Source organism: Streptomyces sp. NPDC051569 (genome assembly GCF_044454085.1).
Classification (GTDB): Bacteria; Actinomycetota; Actinomycetes; order Streptomycetales; family Streptomycetaceae; genus Streptomyces.
This window is the reverse complement of the sequence record NZ_JBITDJ010000006.1, coordinates 260,716-276,768: the sequence shown is the minus strand read 5'-3', so window position 1 is coordinate 276,768 and position 16,053 is coordinate 260,716. Positions and strand designations below refer to the sequence as shown.

Annotated in this window: 13 protein-coding genes; 6 read left to right on the top strand and 7 right to left on the bottom strand. The window is 73.3% G+C overall.

The window, feature by feature from the left end:
• Positions 1-24 precede the first annotated feature (24 nt).
• From ACIBAE_RS13365 to ACIBAE_RS13340, 6 genes are read right to left on the bottom strand one after another with little or no spacing between them, the layout of a single operon-like run.
• On the bottom strand, positions 25-1,299 hold the full coding sequence (locus tag ACIBAE_RS13365; RefSeq protein ID WP_399284624.1) for a cytochrome P450: 1,275 nt from the start codon (positions 1,297-1,299) through the stop codon (positions 25-27).
• Entirely contained in the window at positions 1,296-2,648 is a 1,353-nt protein-coding gene (locus ACIBAE_RS13360) for a cytochrome P450 (RefSeq protein WP_399284622.1), read from the bottom strand. The genes ACIBAE_RS13365 and ACIBAE_RS13360 overlap by 4 nt, the downstream gene beginning before the upstream one ends.
• On the bottom strand, positions 2,645-3,295 hold the full coding sequence (locus ACIBAE_RS13355) for a GTP-binding protein (RefSeq protein WP_399284621.1): 651 nt from the start codon (positions 3,293-3,295) through the stop codon (positions 2,645-2,647). The genes ACIBAE_RS13360 and ACIBAE_RS13355 overlap by 4 nt, the downstream gene beginning before the upstream one ends.
• Positions 3,276-3,632, bottom strand: coding sequence for a DUF742 domain-containing protein (locus ACIBAE_RS13350; protein WP_399284619.1), 357 nt, complete (start codon positions 3,630-3,632; stop codon positions 3,276-3,278). Before ACIBAE_RS13350 ends, ACIBAE_RS13355 begins: the two co-directional genes overlap by 20 nt.
• Entirely contained in the window at positions 3,629-4,096 is a 468-nt protein-coding gene (locus ACIBAE_RS13345; RefSeq protein ID WP_399284617.1) for a roadblock/LC7 domain-containing protein, read from the bottom strand. The genes ACIBAE_RS13350 and ACIBAE_RS13345 overlap by 4 nt, the downstream gene beginning before the upstream one ends.
• Positions 4,093-5,667, bottom strand: coding sequence for an ATP-binding protein (locus tag ACIBAE_RS13340; protein WP_399284615.1), 1,575 nt, complete (start codon positions 5,665-5,667; stop codon positions 4,093-4,095). Before ACIBAE_RS13340 ends, ACIBAE_RS13345 begins: the two co-directional genes overlap by 4 nt.
• Positions 5,668-5,901: 234 nt before the next feature.
• Between ACIBAE_RS13340 and ACIBAE_RS13335 the strand changes: the two genes are divergently transcribed.
• From ACIBAE_RS13335 to ACIBAE_RS13320, 4 genes are all read left to right on the top strand, one after another.
• Positions 5,902-8,868, top strand: a complete 2,967-nt coding sequence (locus tag ACIBAE_RS13335; protein WP_399284613.1) for an FAD-binding and (Fe-S)-binding domain-containing protein — start codon at positions 5,902-5,904, stop codon at positions 8,866-8,868.
• Between the two features lie 78 nt (positions 8,869-8,946).
• Entirely contained in the window at positions 8,947-9,987 is a 1,041-nt protein-coding gene (locus tag ACIBAE_RS13330; RefSeq protein WP_399284611.1) for an EamA family transporter, read from the top strand.
• Positions 9,988-10,244: 257 nt separating this feature from the next.
• Complete coding sequence (locus tag ACIBAE_RS13325) at positions 10,245-11,831, top strand: 4-coumarate--CoA ligase family protein (protein WP_399284691.1); 1,587 nt, start codon at positions 10,245-10,247, stop codon at positions 11,829-11,831.
• Between the two features lie 38 nt (positions 11,832-11,869).
• Positions 11,870-12,598: an enoyl-CoA hydratase family protein gene (locus ACIBAE_RS13320; protein WP_399284689.1), complete on the top strand. Its 729-nt coding sequence runs from the start codon at positions 11,870-11,872 to the stop codon at positions 12,596-12,598.
• Between the two features lie 115 nt (positions 12,599-12,713).
• Here ACIBAE_RS13320 and ACIBAE_RS13315 read toward each other — a convergent pair whose 3' ends face one another.
• Positions 12,714-13,022: a hypothetical protein gene (locus tag ACIBAE_RS13315; protein WP_399284610.1), complete on the bottom strand. Its 309-nt coding sequence runs from the start codon at positions 13,020-13,022 to the stop codon at positions 12,714-12,716.
• Positions 13,023-13,243: 221 nt separating this feature from the next.
• Here ACIBAE_RS13315 and pdxH point away from each other — a divergent pair, with 221 nt between their 5' ends.
• The gene (gene pdxH, locus ACIBAE_RS13310) at positions 13,244-13,936 is read left to right on the top strand and encodes a pyridoxamine 5'-phosphate oxidase (RefSeq protein ID WP_399284608.1); all 693 of its coding nucleotides are present in this window, start codon (positions 13,244-13,246) and stop codon (positions 13,934-13,936) included.
• 482 nt (positions 13,937-14,418) lie between these two features.
• Positions 14,419-16,014 (top strand): PAS domain-containing protein, encoded by a 1,596-nt coding sequence (locus ACIBAE_RS13305; protein ID WP_399284606.1) that lies wholly within the window; start codon positions 14,419-14,421, stop codon positions 16,012-16,014.
• Positions 16,015-16,053 lie beyond the last annotated feature (39 nt).

Genomic DNA, 16,053 nt, shown 5'->3' with positions numbered 1-16,053 from the left:
CGCCGGGCAGCGTCCGCACGCCGGTCAGCCGCCCAGGCGCACCGGCAGTTCGTACAGGTCGTTCTGCGTCACCATCGGCTTGTTGCGCAGCTCCGTCGCCGGGACCGCCAGGTCCAGGTCCGGGAAGCGCGCGTACAGGGCGGGCAGCGCCACCCCCGCCTCCAGGCGGGACAGCGCCGCGCCCGGGCAGACGTGCGGGCCGTGGCCGAAGGAGAGGTGACGGGTCGGCGGGCGGGTGACGTCGAAGTCGCCGGCCGTCGGGCCGTGCTGCCGTTCGTCCCGGCCGATCGCGCCGAAGGACATGATCAGAGCTTCACCCTTGGGGAGGACACGGTCCCCCACCTCGATGTCCTCCGTGGCGAACCGGAACATCACGTGGGAGGTCGGGGTCGACCAGCGCAGCGTCTCCTCGATCACGTTCTCCCACGGCACCTCGCCCGCCAGTACGAGCGCGCGCTGCCCGGGATGGGTACTCAGGGCCACCACGGCGTTGACGATCAGGCTGATCGTCGTCTCGTGACCGGCCGTCATCATCAGCCGCAGCGTGCTGACGATCTCCCGGTCGGTGAGGCGGTCACCGTCCTCCGACGCCGCGATCAGGGCGCTGGTCAGGTCGTCGGCCGGCTGCGCCCGCTTGGACTCCAGGGTCCTGGTGAAGAGCCCCGCGAGCTCCGCGATCACCCCGGGGACCTCGGCCCGTGGCGTCTGCGTGGAGAAGAACTTGTCGTACAGCTCCTTCAGCCGGGGCAGGTCGGCCGGGTCCACGCCCATCAGCTCCCGGACCACGCTCATGGGCAGCGGATACGCGAACTCCACCTTGAGGTCCACCGGTTCGGACGGATCACGCCGGTCGAGCCGGTCGAGCAGGCCGGTCGTCAGCTCCTCGACGCGGTCCCGCAGCCGCTCCACCCGGCGCGGTGTCAGCGCCTGCGCGACCAGGGCGCGCAGCCGCCGGTGCTCCGCGCCGTCGGCGGTCAGCATCGAGGGCCCCGGGTTCGCCAGCCCGATCAGCGGCCAGTCGCCCGGTATCTCGCCGCGCCGCCACGCGTCCCAGACCGTGATGTCCTTCACCAGCCGGCCGTCGACCAGCAGCCGGCGGGCCTCGGCGTGGTGCGTGACCGCGTAACAGCGCACCCCGCCCGGCAGCTCCACCCGGGCGAGCGGTCCCGCGGCGCGCAGGGCGGCGCTCTCGCCGTCCAGGTCGGAGACGAACGGGTCGAGGACGATCCTGCCGCCCCCGGGCACGGCGGCCCCCGCCGCGTCCCCGGCCTGGTGTGTGTACGGGCAGGTCGTCGTCATCTCGATCCTCCGGACGAAGGTCCAACAGCGGGGGTGGGGGTGAAGACCACCGGCAGTTCCGACAGGCCGCGCAGCCAGGGGGACGGTCGCCGGGTGAGGCTCTCGGCCGGGACGGCGAGGTCGATGTCGGGGAGCCGGTCGAGCAGCACCTCGATGGCCGTACGGGCGATGACCTCGGCGATCTCCTGCGCCGGGAACGGGCAGCGGTGCTCGCCGTGCCCGAAGGAGAAGAAGGCGTTGTTGCCGCCGGTGAGCGAGGAGCCGTCGGTGCGGACCTGTGGGTCGTAGTTGGCGGCGGCGAGGCCGAGCAGGAGCAGGTCACCGGCCCGGATCTGGCGGTTGCCGAGGCGGGTGTCGCGGGCGGCCCAGCGGCCGGCGACGTTCTGGGTGGGGGTGTCTTCCCAGAGGACCTCGTTCATGGCCTCGGCGACACTGTGCCGGCCGCCGGACAGCGACGCGGCGAACCGGTCGTCGGTCAGCATCAGCCGCATCGTGTTGCCGATCCAGTCGGCGGTCGGCTGGTGGCCGGCCGTCAGCATCACCCGCAGGTCCTCGGCGATCTCCTGCTCGGTGAAGCCGCTCGTGTTGCCCACCATCCGGGAGGCGACGTCCTCGGCGGGCTCGGCGCGTCGCTCGGCCAGCAGCGCCTTCACCGACCCGGTGAGGTGGCGCTGGGCCGCCAGGGCGCGCTCACGGCCGTCGATCATGTCCTTGAGGTCGGTCGCCAGGCCGGGGCCCTGGTCGTCGGTGAAGCCGTAGATCTTCGCGAGGACGCGGACCGGGAGCTGCGTCGCGTACCGCGCGATGATGTCCGTACCGCCGTCGGTGCAGAAGCCGTCGATCAGCTCGTCGGCGTACCGCTCGGCGGTCCGCTTGAGCGCGAAGGGGTCGACCGCCTCCAGCGCGTCGCTGATCACGGTGGCGCGCTCGCGGTGACGCTCGCCGACGGTGTAGAGGATCGACGGCTGCTTGCGGCCGATCATCGGCAGCATCGGCCAGTCGGCGGGGATGTCGTCCCACTGGTTCCAGAGGTCGGAGTCGCGGCTGAAGAGCGCCGGGTCGCTGGTGACCTGGTGCAGTTCGCGGTAGCCGAGGATCAGCCACGCCGGGACGCCGCCGGGCAGGACGACGGGGGCGACGGCGCCGTGGTCGCGCCGCATCTCCCGGTAGAGCTTGGTGGGTTCGGCCTGGAAGAGGGGGCCGCTGAGCGGGACGGGCGCGGGGCCTTCGGCGCCCGGGGAGCCCGCGTGGGCGGGGCAGCCGGCCGGCGGTCCGGGCTGCTGTCCGGTGTGCTGTCCGCCGGGCTGTCCGCCGTGCCGATCGGTGTGCTGTTCGGTGGGCGTCGTCACGGTGCGGCCTCCGGGGGTGTGTCGCTCGTCGCGTCCGCCGCGCTCTTCGTAGCCATGGCGTGCAGGTGTTCGACCAGCGTGATCAGTACGTACTTGCTGGACGAGCGGTCCCGCGCGTCGCACTCCACCATCGGCACGTCCGGCGCCAGGTCGAGCGCCTCGCGGATCTGCTCCTCGGTGTGGACCGGGCCGCCGAAGTCGTTGCAGGCCACGATGAAGGGCGTGCCGTGGTGTTCCAGACGGTCGATGGCGTACCAGGAGTCGGCCAGCCGCCGGGTGTCGACGAGCACGACCGCGCCCAGCGTCCCCGAGAAGAGCCGGTCCCACAGGAACCAGAAACGTTCCTGCCCCGGGGCGCCGAACAGATACAGCACCGAGCGCGCGTCGAGCGAGATCCGGCCGAAGTCGAAGGCGACGGTGGTCGAGGTCTTCGTACGGATCCCGTCGAGATCGGCGAGTTCGTCGATGCCCTCGCCCGCGCTGGTCATCGTCTCCTCGGTGTTGAGGGGACGGATCTCACTGACGGAACGGACCATGGTGGTCTTGCCGACACCGAAGCCGCCGACGATGACGATCTTCAGACCGTTGTCGGCGGTGCCGGCGAGGGCCGACCGGTCGGTCGGCCGGTCAGAGGTTACGGAGTCCAACGAGCACCTGCTCCAGGATGTCGGGATCGGGAAGTCGGTCCGCCGCACGGGCCGTACGGGGATGGCGGGCGCTGATCCGGCCGGTGTCGAGCAGGTCGGCGAGCATGATCCGCACGATGCTGCCGGGCAGGCCGAGCCGGGCGGCGATCTCCACGACCGCCGTCGGCCCCTGGCACATGCGCAGGATCGCCACGTGCTCCGACTGCATGCCTGGACTCGGGTCGCACTCCGCGACCACCAGCGTGACCAGGTCGAACATGCCCGAATCGGACCGGCTGCGCCCTCCGGTGAGGGTGTACAGCCGGTCGGGGGAGTCATCCCGGCCGGGCCGGCTCATGCCTGAACGCCGCCTTGTCCCTGCGTGACCCGCGGGTCCGCCGAGTCCGCCGAGTCCTCCGGGGTGCTTCGCGGGGGCGAGCTGAGGTGTTCGCCGAGCTGCTCGACGAGTTCGCTCATGTTGTGGCCGATCAGGCCCACCTCGGCGTCCTCGGCGGCGACCACGGCGAGATGGGCACCGTCACCGGCCTCCACGATCAGCAGGAGGCCGCCGTAGAACTCGGTCATCGCGGACCGTACGCCGCCCTCGCCGTTGCCGAACTCGACGGACGCGCCGTGGGACAGGCTCTGGATACCGGCCGCGATGGCGGCGAGCTGGTCGGCCTGGTCGACGGAGAGCTCGGGGGTACGGCACAGCTTGAGGCCGTCCCGGGACAGGACGAGCGCGTGGCGGGCGCCGGGCGTGCGCTGGAGAAGCTTCTCCAGCAGCCAGTTGAGCTTCTCGTCGGTGGTGGTGCCGGTCATCGGGGATTGCCTTCCGGGTGCGTGGGGGTCGCCGGGCGCGTGGTGTTCGCCGGGTGCGGCGGGGTGGTTCGTACGGCCTTGCGGAAGCTGCTGAACCGGGCCGCCTGTTTGGCGGGGTCGGTCCTGGGCGCGGCTCCGGCCGTGGCTTCGGTGGCCGAATCGTCGGTGGTACCGCGTGACCGGCCCTCGCCGGTACGGAGCAGGGCGGCGGCGAGGGTGCGGCCACGGCGGCGCTTGGGGAGGCCGCTGTCGCCCAGGCCGGCCGCGTCGGCGGTCGTGGCGGCGATCGTGCCGCCGGCCGGTGCGGTGCCCGGCGCGTCGGCCGGTGCGGTGCCCGGTGCGGTGCCCGGCGCGTCGGCCGGTGCGGTGGCCGGTTCCGCGCCGAGGGCCGGGCCGCTGGTGGGTACGGGGCCGCTGGTGGGCACGGGGGCGACCGCCGTCCGGGCGACCGGTGCCGCCAGAAGGGCCTGTTCCGGGGCGGCTGCCTCGGACGGGGAGAGGGGCGCGGGCGCCGGCTGCTTCTTCCGGGTCCGTACGGTCCGTACGGACGGCGGCCCCAGCGACTCCGGACGCAGCCGCGTGATCAGCTCGTGCGGCAGCAGCATCAGCGCACCCGTGCCGCCCCGCGCCGACGGCCGGAAGGAGATCGTCAGCCCGTGCTTGCGCGCCAGCCGCCCGACCACCGCGAGACCGAGCCGGGTGCCGGACAGGCCGCTGAGGTCCGACTGATCGGCCGTGACGGCCCGTTCCGCACGGCGCAGTTGTACGTCGCTCATCACCAGCCCGCTGTCCTCGACGGTGATGACGATCCCGGACGGGACCTCCTCCACGTACACATGGACCTCGGCGGTCGGCGGCGAGAAGTTGGCGGCGTTGTCGAGCAGCTCGGCGAGGGCGTGCATGACCCCCTCGGCCGCGTGTCCGGCGATCGCCACCTCGCTCGTGGAGTGCAGCCGGATGCGCTGGTACCCGCTGATCCGGCCCATCGCGCCGCGCAGGATGGACTCCATCACGATGGGCTTGGCCCAGCGGCGTCCCGAACGCGCGCCGGTCAGTACGGCGATGGAGTCGGCGAGGCGGCCCGCCTGCGCGGTGCGGTGGTCGAGGTGCAGCAGATCACCGAGGACGGCCTCGTCCGTGTGCCGGTGCTCCATCTCGCGCAGGTCGGCCAGCATGCTCGTCGCGAGGGCCTGCATGCGTCCGGCGGCGTTGGCGCAGGCGGAGACGGCGGCGGCGCGGTCGGATTCGCTGCGGCCGGCCTGTTCGGCCGCGCGCCGGGCCTCGGCGACGGTGCGCCGGACGTCCGCCTCGGCGCGCTGGGCCTTGGCCGTGAGCTGCTCGGCGCGCGCCGCGAGCACGGCGTTGTGTTCACGGAGCTGCCGGCCGGTCGCCCGGCCGTGCGCGGCGGCGGTGACGGCGGCGGTCAGGAGCACGGCGGCCGCGCCCCCGCCCCAGGCCAGCGCGGTCCGTATCGCGTCGGGTGCGGCGGATACCGCCCACACGCACAGGAGGCCGCAGACGGCAGCCGATATCAGCAGGGCCGGTGCGGTCGACCGGAGTGCGGGGCGCAAATTCGGCTACCTCGGTGAGGGGGTGGGGGTGGGGGCTGCTGGTTGGCGCTCGGGGGTGCTGGGGCTGTGGGGGAAGGTGACGGCTGGATCTGTTTAATCCTGATCAAACGGTGGCCACTATAGGAGAACTGACGATCTGTTTGGGAGTTTCCTGTTTGAATTTCTTGTGTGCGCTGAGCGCGGCGGGTGGCGAAAAGCCGGGGCGGTGGTGGCCGCGGAGGCATCCTGGGTCTCATGGCTGAGCTCGGAACTCGGGAAGCACAAGGAACACCGGACACACGGGACGCACGGAAAACGCGCGATACGAAGGCACTCGCGCGGGCGCTGCGGAACGCCGTCCAGGGCGAGGTGGACTTCGGTGCCGCCGCGCGGGCGTTGACCACCATGGACGCGTCCAACTACCGGCGGGTGCCCGTCGGCGTCGTCGCGCCACGCGACGCGGCGGACGTTGCGGCGGCCCTGGCGGTGTGCCGGGAGCACGGGGTGCCGGTGGTGCCGCGCGGCGCCGGGACGTCGATCGCCGGGCAGGCCACCGGCGTCGGGGTAGTGCTCGATCTCACACGCCATCTGCGCTCGATCGTCGACATCGACGCGGACGCGCGCACGGCGGTGGTCCAGCCCGGAGTCGTCCTGGACGACCTGCGCGAGGCCGCACGGCCGTACGGCCTGACCTTCGGGCCCGATCCCTCCACCCACAGCCGGTGCACGCTCGGCGGCATGATCGGCAACAACGCCTGCGGATCGCACTCGGTGGCCTGGGGGACGACGGCCGACAACATCCGCGCGCTGTCCGTCACCACCTACGGCGGCGACGCCCTGCGCCTCGGCCGGGGCTGGGACGGCGCCCCGGCGGGGCTGCGTGAATTCGTCGACCGCAACCTCGCGACGCTGCGCACCGGCTTCCCGGCCGGCCTGCCGCGCCGGATCTCCGGATACGCCCTGGACGCGCTGCTCCCCGAGGCCGGCCCCGACCTGGCGCGCGCCTTCTGCGGCAGCGAGGGCACGCTCGGGATCGTCACGGAAGCGTCCGTACGACTGGTCGAGGCGCCCGCCGCCCGCGCCCTCGCGGTCCTCGGCTACCCCGACGAGAGCGCCGCCGCCGAGGCCGCGGCGGGGCTGCTGCCGTACGGGCCGCTGACCGTCGAGGGCATGGCCGAGGACCTCGTACGCGAGCGCCACCACCTGCCGCGCGGCGGCGCCTGGCTCTTCGTGGAGACCGGCGGCGCCACCGCGTCCGAGGCGCGCGCCCACGCCGAGCGGATCGTCCACGCCGCCGACGCCCTCGACGGCATGCTCGTCGACGATCCGGCCGAGCGGCGGGCGCTGTGGCGGGTGCGGGAGGACGCCTCCGGGACCGCGACCCGGATGCCCGACGGCAGCGAGGCGTGGCCCGGCTGGGAGGACTGCGCCGTGCCGCCCGCGCGGCTCGGGGCGTATCTGCGCGACTTCCGCGCCCTGCTGACCGAGCACGACCTGCGGGGCACGCCGTACGGGCACTTCGGGGACGGCTGCATCCATGTACGGATCGACTTCGACCTGCTGAGCGACGACGGCGTACGGCGCTTCCGGCGCTTCTCGCAGGAGACGGCCGAACTCGTCGTCGCGCACGGCGGCTCGCTCTCCGGGGAACACGGCGACGGGCTGGCGCGTGCGGAGCTGCTGCCGAAGATGTACGGAGATGAACTCGTCGCGCTCTTCGGCGAGTTCAAGGACCTCTGGGACCCGGCCGGCGGCCTGAACCCGGGCGTCCTGGCCCGCCCGGCGCGGCTCGACGAGAATCTGCGCTTCTCCGTACTGCCGCGCGAACCCGTCGAGGTCGCCTTCGCCTATCCCCAGGACGGACCGGCGGGAGGGGACTTCCCGGCGGCCGTACGGCGCTGTGTGGGCGTGGCGAAGTGCCGGGTGGCCGGGCCCGGTTCGGGGGAGGAGGTGATGTGTCCGTCCTTCCGCGCGACGGGTGAGGAACAGCACTCCACACGCGGGCGGGCCCGCCTCCTGCACGAAATGCTCGCGGGCGAGATCATCACGGACGGCTGGCGCTCCACGGAGGTGCGGGACGCGCTGGACCTCTGCCTGTCCTGCAAGGGCTGTCGCAGTGACTGCCCGGTGGGCGTCGACATGGCCACGTACAAGGCGGAATTCCTGCACCACCACTACGCGGGCCGCAGGCGCCCGGCCGCGCACTATTCGATGGGCCGGCTGCCGGTGTGGCTGCGGGCCGCCGCGCCCTTCGCGCGGACGCTCAACGCGGCGGCGCGGGTGCCGTTCCTCGCGGCGATCGCCAAGCGGCTGGGCGGCATCGCCCCGGAGCGCGCTCTTCCGCGACTGGCACCGGAGTCCTTCGGGCGGTGGCTGCGCCGCCGTGTCGGGGACAGGGCCGGGATCTTCTCGGAGACCCGTACGGCGGTCCTGTGGCCGGACACCTTCACGGAACACCTCTCGCCGTCGGTGGGACGGGCGGCGGTGGAGGTCATGGAGGCGGCCGGGATCGGCATCGTGCTGCCGCAGGGCGGGCCGGTGTGCTGCGGGCTGACGTACGTCTCCACCGGGCAGCTCGACCGGGCGCGTACCGTCATGCGCCGCACGCTGGACCGGATGGAGCCCCTCCTCGACCTGGGCCTGCCGGTCGTCGTCCTCGAACCGAGCTGCGCCGCCGCGCTCACCACCGACCTGCCCGAACTGCTCGCCGGCGACCCGCGCGCGGCCCGGCTGGCCGGTGCCGTACGCACCTTCGCGCAGGCCCTGGAGGAGATCGCCCCGGAGTGGCGGCCGCCCCGCCTGGACCGCCCGGTCGCCGGCCAGACCCACTGCCACCAGCACGCGGTCCTCGACGACGGGGCGGACCGCCGGCTGCGCGCCCGGGCGGGCCTGACGGGCGAGCTGAGCGGCGGCTGCTGCGGCCTGGCGGGCAACTTCGGCTTCGAACAGGGCCACTACGAGGTATCGGTGGCCTGCGCGGAGGACCAGCTGCTGCCGTCGGTCCGGGCGGCGGCCGACGGAACGGAGATCCTGGCGGACGGCTTCTCCTGCCGCACGCAGCTGGCAGAGCTGGGGGGATACCGGGCGCGGCACCTCGCGGAGGTGCTGGCGGAAGGACTCGCGGAAGGACTGCCTGAGGGACCGGCCGAGAGGCCGGGGGAGGGGCCGCTGGAGAGGCCGGGGGAGGGGCCGGAGGGGCCCGAGGCGGGGCCGGAGTCGTAGCGTGGGCGGGAGGCCGGGACCTGCCAGCGCAGTATCTTGTACCTCACGTTCATTGCATTAGACCGAAGGAGGTCTCCGGTGGAAGAGCCGCGTACCGTTGCCCCCGCTGCCGTCGTCTCACCGTCGGAGGCCACCGTGGGTACGGATGCCGGCACGCACACCGGCGCGGCCCGCTCCGGTGGCGCACCCGGCGGCAAGGCCCCGCGACGCGCCCTCGGCCCGGTCGCACTCGTCGTCTCCGGCGTGGTCTCCGTGCAGTTCGGGGCCGCCATCGCCGTCATGCTGATGCCGCGCACCGGAGCCCTCGGCGTGGTCTCGCTGCGCCTCACGCTCGCCGCGCTCGTCCTGCTCGTGGTCTGCCGGCCCCGCCTGCGCGGGCACTCGCGCGCCGACTGGGGGACGGTGCTCGCCTTCGGCGCCTCCCTGGCCACCATGAACGGCCTCTTCTACCAGGCGGTCGACCGCATTCCGCTGGGCGCGGCCGTCACCCTGGAATTCCTGGGCCCGCTCGCCCTCTCCGTGATCGTCTCCCGGCGGCTGGTCAACCTCCTGTGGGCCGGACTCGCCCTCGGTGGCGTCCTGCTCCTCGGCGGCGGCGGCTTCGACGAGCTGGACCCGGTGGGCGCGGCGTTCGCGCTCGGGGCGGGCGTCATGTGGGCGGCGTACATCATCTTCAGCGCGCGGACCGGGCGGCGCTTCCCGCAGGCGGACGGACTGGCGCTGGCGATGGCGGTCGGCGCGGTGATCGCCCTGCCCTTCGGCATCGTGGAGTCCGGATCGAAGCTGGTGGTGCCCTCCACGATCGGGCTGGGCCTGGCGGTGGCGGTGCTGTCGTCCGTCCTGCCGTACACCCTCGAACTGCTCGCCCTGCGGCGGCTGCCCGCCCCGACCTTCGCCATCCTCATGAGCCTGGAGCCGGCCATCGCGGCCGCCGCCGGATTCCTGGTGCTGCACCAGGAACTCTCCGCCACCGACGCGCTGGCGATCGCCCTGGTCATCGTGGCGAGCATGGGCGCGGTACGGACCCAGGTGGACAGGCGTCGCACGCGTGCACGGGCGGCCGGGGACGGGGTCGCCGGGGACAGGGGCGCCGGGGACAGGCGCGCCGGGACGGAGTGAGCGGGCGCGGCCGGCCCGCGCGGCGACCCGCCGCCGTGGGTACGGCCCGTCACCGCCCGCCACCGCCGCCCGCCACCGCCGCCCGTCCCGGCCGCCCGCCCGCCACCGCCGCCCGCGCGGCGCGGATCGCGCTTGTCGGCCGCGAGCCGATCCCGAACGACGTATTCCCTCCGTCCCTGGGTCTCCCCAAGTCGTACGGAAACGCGCGATTCTGGCTGTCCGCACGAACCGCCACGAAGCGCTTCGAAGGGATCGTCATGGTGTTCCGCAGCGATTACGCGGATGTCCCGGCCGTCGACCTGCCCATCCACGAGGCCGTTCTCGGCCGCGCCGCCGAGTTCGGCGACTCCGTCGCCCTCATCGACGGTACGCGGGGGACGAGCGTCACCTACGCCGAGCTCGACGTCTTCCACCGCCGCATCGCCGCCGCCCTCACCGACGCGGGCGTGCGCAAGGGAGACGTCCTCGCCCTGCACAGCCCGAACACCGTCGCGTACCCGGCCGTCTTCTTCGCCGCGACCCGCGCCGGGGCGTCCGTCACCACCAGCCACCCCCTCGCCACCTCCGAGGAGCTCGCCACCCAGCTGCGCGACGCCTCCGCCCGCTGGATCGTCACCGTCTCCGCCCTGCTCGACGTGGCCCGCCGGTCCGCCGAACTCGTGGGCGGCATCAAGGAGATATTCGTCTGCGACCGTGCCGAGGGACACCGCTCGATCCTGGACATGTCGCACTCGACGGCCCCGGAGCCGGACGTCGAGATCAGCCCCGGCGAGGACGTCGCGGCGCTGCCGTACTCCTCCGGCACCACCGGTGCCCCCAAGGGCGTCATGCTCACGCACCGCTCGATCGCCACCAATCTGGCGCAGCTCGAACCGGTCGTACCGATGGGCCCCGGCGACCGGATCCTGGCCGTCCTGCCGTTCTTCCACATCTACGGGCTGACCGCCCTGATGCACGCGCCCCTGCGCAGCGGCGCGACCGTCGTCGTGCTGCCGCGCTTCGACCTCGACCAGTTCCTCGGGGCGATCGAGAAGTACCGCGTCAACGGCCTGTACGTCGCACCGCCGATCGTCCTGGCGCTGGCCGGACATCCGTCCGTCGAGCGGTACGACCTGTCCTCGCTCGACTACGTACTCAGCGCCGCCGCCCCACTCGACGCCCGTCTCGCCAGAGCCTGTTCGGCCCGGCTGAACCTCCCGCCGGTCCTCCAGGCGTACGGCATGACGGAGCTGTCGCCCGGCACGCACGCCGTCCCGCTGTCCGCCGCCGCCCCGCCGCCCGGCACCGTCGGCAAGCTCCTGCCCGGCACCGAGATGCGCCTCGTCGCGCTCGACGACCCCGGCCGGGACGTGGCGCCCGGCGCCGAGGGGGAGATCCTGCTGCGCGGCCCGCAGGTCATGAAGGGGTACCTCGGCCGCCCCGACGCCACCGCCGACATGATCGACGCGGACGGCTGGGTGCGCACCGGCGATGTCGGCCGGGTCGACGCAGACGGCTGGCTCTTCGTCGTCGACCGCGTCAAGGAACTCATCAAGTACCGGGGCTTCCAGATCGCCCCGGCCGAACTGGAAGCCCTCCTCCTCAGCCACGAGTCCGTCGCGGACGCGGCGGTGATCGGCGTCCAGGACGCCGACGGCGACGAGGTGCCGAAGGCGTACATTGTCCGCCGGCCCGGCGCGCGGACACTGACCGAGGGCGACGTCATGGCCTTCGTCGCCGAACACGTCGCCCCGTACAAGAAGATCCGCCGGGTCGAGTTCGTCGGAGGCGTGCCCCGTGCGGCCTCCGGGAAGATCCTCAGACGTCAACTGCGGGACCGCGAGAGCGAGAAGGAGACCACGTGACGGAACGCGCGACCGAACACGGGACACCACACGCGAGGCTGGTCGCGACCTCGCACGAGCGGGGCGTCAGCACGCTGACCCTGGACTCACCGGGCAACCGCAACGCCCTCTCGGCACGGCTCGTCCGCTCGCTCGGCGAAGCTCTCGACGACTGCGCCAGGGACCCCGCCGTACGGGCCGTGGTGCTCACCCACACCGGCACGACCTTCAGCGCGGGCGCCGACCTCAAGGAGCCGGCGAACCCGTACACCTTCGTCGGTCTGATGCGGCGGATCGTCGAGCTGCCCAAGCCCGTCGTCGCCCGCGTCAGCGGCCATGTCCGGGCCGGCGGGCTGGGGCTGCTGGGCGCCTGCGACATCGCGATCGCCGACCGCACGTCGGACTTCGCGTTCACGGAGGTACGGATCGGAGTCGCCCCGGCCGTGATCTCGCTGCCGCTCCTGCCCCGGGTCGAACCGCGCGCGGCGGCCCGCTACTGCCTCACCGCCGAGCTGTTCGACGCGGACCGGGCGGCCGCCGCCGGACTGATCACCGAGGCCGCCGATGACGTGGACGCCGCGCTCGTCCCCGTACTGGACGGGCTGCGCCGGGCCTCACCGCAGGGACTCGCGGAATCCAAGAAGCTGCTCACGACCGGCGTGCTGGACGCCTTCGACCGGTACGCCGAGGAGCTGGTCCAGCGCTCCGCCTCGCTCTTCATCACGTCGGAGGCGCGCGAGGGCATCGCGGCGTTCCTCGAACGGCGCGACGCCGCATGGGTGCGGTGACCCCACCCGCGATGGGTGCGGTGATTCCGCCCGCGTGGGTGCGGTGACCCCGCCCCAGCCGGTGGTGCCACCGGCGGGACCCGCGAAGAGTCCCGCCGGTGGGGCGCCGCCGTGGTTACGCGCGCGTGGCGGTGGGGACGTTGGGGACGCACTGCGGCGGGCTCGGGTACGGGACGACCACGTGATAGCCGTCCTCGCACCATGCCTGCATCGGGTCGTGGTCGAAGGGCACGCCGTCGTACGTGCCGCTCTTGCAGAGGGCCTGGCCCGCGCTGTTGTACACGCCGCCCGGGTAACCCCCGCCCGCGTAACACTCGTCAATCGTCACCGTGGCCGGAACCGCGGACGCGGCGGTGGCGAGCGTCAGGGGGGCGAGGGCCAGGGTCGCGCCCAGAGCCACCGAAGCGAACAAATACTTACGCATAGTAATCCTTTGGTGAGCGATTATGGCCGTCCACGGCTTTCCATGGCCGTGCGCTCGCAAACGGTCACCCGGCGTCGACTACGCATATCCCTAGAACTTCGCCGGAGCTTCGCCCAGGCCTTCGCCGGGGACTCCTCGGGAACGCCCCGGGGCCGGCGCGGTTCGACCGACCGACCCGGCGTTCGTCCCCCGCCGGTGGCGCGGCGGGATGCTGCGGCAAGATGACCCCCGTGTCTCACGAGAACCCGGACCCCGCCGTCATGCGCACGCAGTACCGTTCCACGCCTCTGCTGGAGCCGGACCTCGCGCCGGCCCCCATGGAGCAGTTCGCGCGGTGGTTCGCCGACGTGAGCGCGGCCGACCTCCATGAGCCGAACGCGATGATCGTCTCGACGGCCACCCCCGACGGCCGGCCGTCGTCCCGCACGGTGCTGCTGAAGGCCTTCGACGAGCGGGGCTTCGTCTTCTTCACGAATTACACGTCCCGCAAGGGCCGCGAGATCGAGTCGAACGCGCACGTCTCGCTGCTCTTCCCCTGGCACCCGGTCGCCCGGCAGGTCATCGTCACGGGAACGGCGGCACGCGTCGGCCGCGACGAGACGGCCGCGTACTTCCGTACCCGCCCGCACGGCTCCCAGCTGGGCGCCTGGGCCAGTGACCAGTCCGCTCCGATCGCCTCCCGCGACGACCTGCTGACGCGGTACGACGAGCTGGCGGCGCGCTATCCGGACGGCGAGCAGGTCCCGGTGCCGCCGCACTGGGGCGGCTTCCGGGTCACGCCGGAGACGGCCGAATTCTGGCAGGGGCACGAGAACAGGCTGCACGACCGGCTGCGCTACGTACGCGAGGCGGGCCGGCGGGCGGCGGCGTCCGGCGGGGAAGGGCCCTGGCGGGTGGAGCGGCTCTGCCCGTGACCCCGGGGTCCCGCTGAGGGCTGAGGCCCGCGCGGCCCGCGACACCCCGCGACGCCCCGCGAACGCGGACGACCCGCAGGCCATGGTCCCTCCGGGGAGGGAGCCGGCCGGACATACCGGCGGCCTGCGGGTCGGGTGACTGCTGGGGATTTCGGCCGTGGCCGGCCGAGCACTACGAGAGTGCGACAACGAGCCTCAGCCCGCAGCCACCTCACTTGTCCGGATGGAATACATCTTCCGGATCACCTCCTTTCGGTGTGCTTTACACGCTAAACGCCCCCGGGGCCGCGCTCAAGGGAATTTCTCAGATATTGACGCGGCGGCCTCACGGGCACCCTGCGGGCATGGTGGGCGGCCCGTCTTGGGGGGAGAATTGAGGGACGTAACGATTTCGGGGAACCTTGTGTGTGCTGGGTCACGTTCCAGTTGAATGATCGTATGTGCATCAGCACAGGCGGAGAGGTCCTCCAGGGGGTGCCAGGATGACTGCTGCTCGGAGTGAGACCACCAACGCGCCCGGACCGGACAAGCCAGGAGCCGTGTCCGAGCCGGACGCCGTCACCGCGCCGGAGCGGGACGGGCCGGGGGCCGACCTGCTCGCGGCCCTGCTCGACGGCATGGACGCGGCGCTGTGCGCCTTCGACGCGGGCGGAGTGGTCACCCACTGGAACCGCGAGGCGGAGCGCGTGCTCGGCTGGAGCGCCGAGGAGGCCGTCGGGCGGCACGGATTCGCCGGATGGGCCGTGCGGACCGCCGACGCGGGCGAGGTCCAGGCGCGGCTGATGGCCGTGATGGACGCCCCCGGACGGCAGATCCACGAGTTCGCGCTGCTGCGCAAGGACGGCGGCAGGGTGCTCGTACGAACCCAGTCCGCCAGGGTGAGCGGGCCGGACGGCAAGCCCGCCGGGGTGTACTCCGCCTTCAGCGAGGTGCACGCGCAGATCGACCTGGAACGCTCCATCGCGCTCAGTGAGGCGCTCTTCGACGACGCCTCCTGGGGTGTCGTCCTCGTCGACGTCGATCTCCGGCCGACCGTGGTCAACACGCACGCGGCGAAGGCGCTGGGCCCCGGCCGCCCCTCGGTGCTCGGGCGGCCCCTCGGTGAGCTGCTGGGCCAGGGCGTCGAGGAGCTGGAGGCCGCGCTCCACCACGTGCTCGCGGAAGGCGCCCCGAGCACGTTCGCCGAGCAGTGGGTGGTGGTCCGTACGGCCGACGGCGAGCGGCGGCGCTGCTGGCGCAGCGGCTTCCTGCGGCTGGATTCCCCCCTGGCGGAGGAGCCGGTCCCGCTGGGTGTGGGGTGGATGTTCCAGGACGTGACGGAGACGAAGCTGGCCACGCAGGAGGCGGACCGGCTGCGGTTCCGCTCCAGTCAGCTGCACCGGGCCGGGCGGGCGGCGGCGGAGTGCGAGGACCCGATGGAGGCGGCGACGGTCTACCTGGACTTCGCGCTTGCGGGCTTCGCCGATCACGCGCTGATCGATCTGGTGGTGGAGGACCGGCCCGGTGGGCCCCCGGCGGGCCCGCACGCTCCGGTACGGCTGGTACGGGCGGTGGCCACGCCCTCGGGCGGCGAGTCCGGCCCGAGCATGCCGCAGGCCTCGGGCGGGATACCGGTGCCCTACATGGCGGGGCATCCCGCGCTCCAGGCGATGGACCGGATCGGCTCGGTGCGGGCCAGCGCGCCGTCCGGCTCGGCCCCGGCGCGCTCGCCCGCGCCCGGTGCCGTCCGGCCGGGCTCCGCTCAGGGCGGTGCCGCCATGTCCGGTGCGCATCCGGCCGGCGCCGGGGCCCACCCGGCCGGCGCCGGGGCCCACCCGGCCGGCACCGGCGCCCCCCGGCCCGCGCCCGCCGCCTCCGCCGTACCGTCCGCGACCTGGGCGGCCTCCCGTCAGTGGCCGCCGGACTCGGTGCACGCGCTGTGCACGGTGCTGCGCAGCCGGGGCCGCTCGCTGGGCGTGGTGACGTTCCTCCGGGCGGCGAGCCGGGCCCCGTTCGAACGGCCGGACGCGGTGTACGCGGAGGATGTGACGATCCGGATGGCGGGGTCCCTGGACCTCTCGCGGGTGCTGTCCGACTGACGGGCCGGGCGGGTACGGACCCGCCGGCCCGCGAGCACG

Bases quoted from the DNA above. Each gene is read 5' to 3' on its own strand.
- ACIBAE_RS13315 (WP_399284610.1), bottom strand. From the start codon at position 13,022: ATGCGTAAGTATTTGTTCGCTTCGGTGGCTCTGGGCGCGACCCTGGCC.
- ACIBAE_RS13345 (WP_399284617.1), bottom strand. From the start codon at position 4,096: ATGACCGGCACCACCACCGACGAGAAGCTCAACTGGCTGCTGGAGAAG.
- ACIBAE_RS13325 (WP_399284691.1), top strand. From the start codon at position 10,245: ATGGTGTTCCGCAGCGATTACGCGGATGTCCCGGCCGTCGACCTGCCC.
- ACIBAE_RS13350 (WP_399284619.1), bottom strand. From the start codon at position 3,632: ATGAGCCGGCCCGGCCGGGATGACTCCCCCGACCGGCTGTACACCCTC.
- ACIBAE_RS13365 (WP_399284624.1), bottom strand. From the start codon at position 1,299: ATGACGACGACCTGCCCGTACACACACCAGGCCGGGGACGCGGCGGGG.
- ACIBAE_RS13305 (WP_399284606.1), top strand. From the start codon at position 14,419: ATGACTGCTGCTCGGAGTGAGACCACCAACGCGCCCGGACCGGACAAG.
- pdxH (WP_399284608.1), top strand. From the start codon at position 13,244: ATGACCCCCGTGTCTCACGAGAACCCGGACCCCGCCGTCATGCGCACG.
- ACIBAE_RS13335 (WP_399284613.1), top strand. From the start codon at position 5,902: ATGGCTGAGCTCGGAACTCGGGAAGCACAAGGAACACCGGACACACGG.